The organism is Streptomyces tremellae, from assembly GCF_039540215.1.
Classification (GTDB): domain Bacteria; phylum Actinomycetota; class Actinomycetes; order Streptomycetales; family Streptomycetaceae; genus Streptomyces; species Streptomyces tremellae.
The window spans coordinates 1-3,369 of the sequence record NZ_BAABEP010000132.1; the positions used below are offsets into that span (position 1 = coordinate 1).

Here is a 3,369-nt window from a genome sequence, read left to right on the forward strand (position 1 = left end):
TTTGTCGCGTCGGATGTGAAAGCCCGGGGCTTAACCCCGGGTCTGCATTCGATACGGGCAGACTGGAGTGTGGTAGGGGAGATCGGAATTCCTGGTGTAGCGGTGAAATGCGCAGATATCAGGAGGAACACCGGTGGCGAAGGCGGATCTCTGGGCCATTACTGACGCTGAGGAGCGAAAGCGTGGGGAGCGAACAGGATTAGATACCCTGGTAGTCCACGCCGTAAACGTTGGGAACTAGGTGTGGGTCACATTCCACGTGGTCCGTGCCGCAGCTAACGCATTAAGTTCCCCGCCTGGGGAGTACGGCCGCAAGGCTAAAACTCAAAGGAATTGACGGGGGCCCGCACAAGCGGCGGAGCATGTGGCTTAATTCGACGCAACGCGAAGAACCTTACCAAGGCTTGACATACACCGGAAACGTTCAGAGATGGATGCCCCCTTGTGGTCGGTGTACAGGTGGTGCATGGCTGTCGTCAGCTCGTGTCGTGAGATGTTGGGTTAAGTCCCGCAACGAGCGCAACCCTTGTCCCGTGTTGCCAGCAGGCCCTTGTGGTGCTGGGGACTCACGGGAGACCGCCGGGGTCAACTCGGAGGAAGGTGGGGACGACGTCAAGTCATCATGCCCCTTATGTCTTGGGCTGCACACGTGCTACAATGGCCGGTACAATGAGTTGCGATGCCGTGAGGTGGAGCGAATCTCAAAAAGCCGGTCTCAGTTCGGATTGGGGTCTGCAACTCGACCCCATGAAGTCGGAGTCGCTAGTAATCGCAGATCAGCAGTGCTGCGGTGAATACGTTCCCGGGCCTTGTACACACCGCCCGTCACGTCACGAAAGTCGGTAACACCCGAAGCCGGTGGCCTAACCCCTTGTGGGAGGGAGCTGTCGAAGGTGGGACTGGCGATTGGGACGAAGTCGTAACAAGGTAGCCGTACCGGAAGGTGCGGCTGGATCACCTCCTTTCTAAGGAGCATTTGGCTTCCAGTCTTTCGGGGTTGGGGGTCCAGAGCCATGACGTCGGCGAGTGTTCGACGGTGGTTTGCTCATGGGTGGAACGTTGACTATTCGGCAGGTTCGGATGCTTGCTGCTTCTAGTACTGCTCTCTTCGGGGGGTGTGGAACGGGGTGGTGGGGGTTTGGTCTTGTCGGGCACGCTGTTGGGTGTCTGAGGGCATGGGCGGGAGCTGATGTCTTCGGTATGCCGGTCCCAGTGAACTCGCCTGTGTGGGTGGGGTGGTGGGTGGCTGGTCGTTGTTTGAGAACTGCACAGTGGACGCGAGCATCTGTGGCCAAGTTTTTAAGGGCGCACGGTGGATGCCTTGGTACCAGGAACCGATGAAGGACGTGGGAGGCCGCGATAGGCCCCGGGGAGCTGTCAACCGAGCTGTGATCCGGGGGTGTCCGAATGGGGAAACCCGGCAGTCGTCATGGGCTGTCACCTGCACCTGAACTCATAGGGTGTGTGGAGGGAACGAGGGGAAGTGAAACATCTCAGTACCCTCAGGAAGAGAAAACAATAGTGATTCCGGGAGTAGCGGCGAGCGAAACTGGATGAGGCTAAACCGTTTACGTGTGATACCCGGCAGGGGTTGCGTGGGCGGGGTTGTGGGAGCGGACTTTTGCTGTCTGCCGGCAGTGAGGCGAGTTAGAAACCGTATGGGTAGGCGAAGGGCATGCGAAAGGCCTGGCGTAGAGGGTAAGACCCCCGTAGCTGAAATCTGTATGGCTTGCTTGTTTGTTTCCCAAGTAGCACGGGCCTCGAGAAATCCTGTGTGAATCTGGCGGGACCACCCGCTAAGCCTAAATATTCCCTGGTGACCGATAGCGGATAGTACCGTGAGGGAATGGTGAAAAGTACCGCGGGAGCGGAGTGAAATAGTACCTGAAACCGTGTGCCTACAAGCCGTGGGAGCGTCGCATGCGGGCTTTTGTCTGTGTGTCGTGACTGCGTGCCTTTTGAAGAATGAGCCTGCGAGTTTGCGGTGTGTTGCGAGGTTAACCCGTGTGGGGGAGCCGTAGCGAAAGCGAGTCCGAAGAGGGCGTTTTAGTAGCATGCTCAAGACCCGAAGCGGAGTGATCTAGCCATGGGCAGGTTGAAGCGGCTGTAAGAGGTCGTGGAGGACCGAACCCACCAGGGTTGAAAACCTGGGGGATGACCTGTGGTTAGGGGTGAAAGGCCAATCAAACTCCGTGATAGCTGGTTCTCCCCGAAATGCATTTAGGTGCAGCGTCGTGTGTTTCTTGCCGGAGGTAGAGCACTGGATAGGCGATGGGCCTTACCGGGTTACTGACCTTAGCCAAACTCCGAATGCCGGTAAGTGAGAGCGCGGCAGTGAGACTGTGGGGGATAAGCTCCATGGTCGAGAGGGAAACAGCCCAGAGCATCGACTAAGGCCCCTAAGCGTGCGCTAAGTGGGAAAGGATGTGGAGTCGCAGAGACAACCAGGAGGTTGGCTTAGAAGCAGCCATCCTTGAAAGAGTGCGTAATAGCTCACTGGTCTAGTGATTCTGCGCCGATAATGTAGCGGGGCTCAAGCGTACCGCCGAAGTCGTGTCATTGCAGTATGTACTCCTAACGGGGACTGTGATGGGTAGGGGAGCGTCGTGTGCCGGGTGAAGCTGCCGTGGAAGCGAGTGGTGGACGGTTCACGAGTGAGAATGCAGGCATGAGTAGCGATTCACACGTGGGAAACGTGTGCGCCGATTGACTAAGGGTTCCTGGGTCAAGCTGATCTGCCCAGGGTAAGTCGGGACCTAAGGCGAGGCCGACAGGCGTAGTCGATGGATAACCGGTTGATATTCCGGTACCCGCTGTATGGCGTCAAATATCGAATCCTCTGATGCTAAGGCCGTGAAGCCGCCCTGATCTCTTCGGAGTTGAGGGGAGTGGTGGAGCCGCTGATCCTAGGGGGTAGTAGGTAAGTGATGGGGTGACGCAGGAAGGTAGTCCATCCCGGGCGGTGGTTGTCCCGGGGTAAGGGTGTAGGGCGCTGTGCAGGTAAATCCGTGCAGTATATGTCTGAGACCTGATGCCGAGCCGATTGTGGTGAAGTGGATGATCCTATGCTGTCGAGAAAAGCCTCTAGCGAGTTGTATGGCGGCCCGTACCCTAAACCGACTCAGGTGGTCTGGTAGAGAATACCGAGGCGTTCGGGTGAACTATGGTTAAGGAACTCGGCAAAATGCCCCCGTAACTTCGGGAGAAGGGGGGCCATTTCTGGTGATGGACTTTTCGTCTTGAGCTGGGGGTGGCCGCAGAGACCAGCGAGAAGCGACTGTTTACTAAAAACACAGGTCCGTGCGAAGCCGTAAGGCGATGTATACGGACTGACGCCTGCCCGGTGCTGGAACGTTAAGGGGACCGGTT

2 rRNA genes are annotated in these 3,369 nt (G+C 57.4%); both read left to right on the forward strand.

Going from position 1 to position 3,369, the window contains the following annotated elements:
* Window positions 1-965 (forward strand): 16S ribosomal RNA (locus ABEA77_RS33605); the annotation flags it as partial.
* Window positions 966-1,289: 324 nt separating this feature from the next.
* Window positions 1,290-3,369, forward strand: a 23S ribosomal RNA gene (locus tag ABEA77_RS33610); the annotation flags it as partial.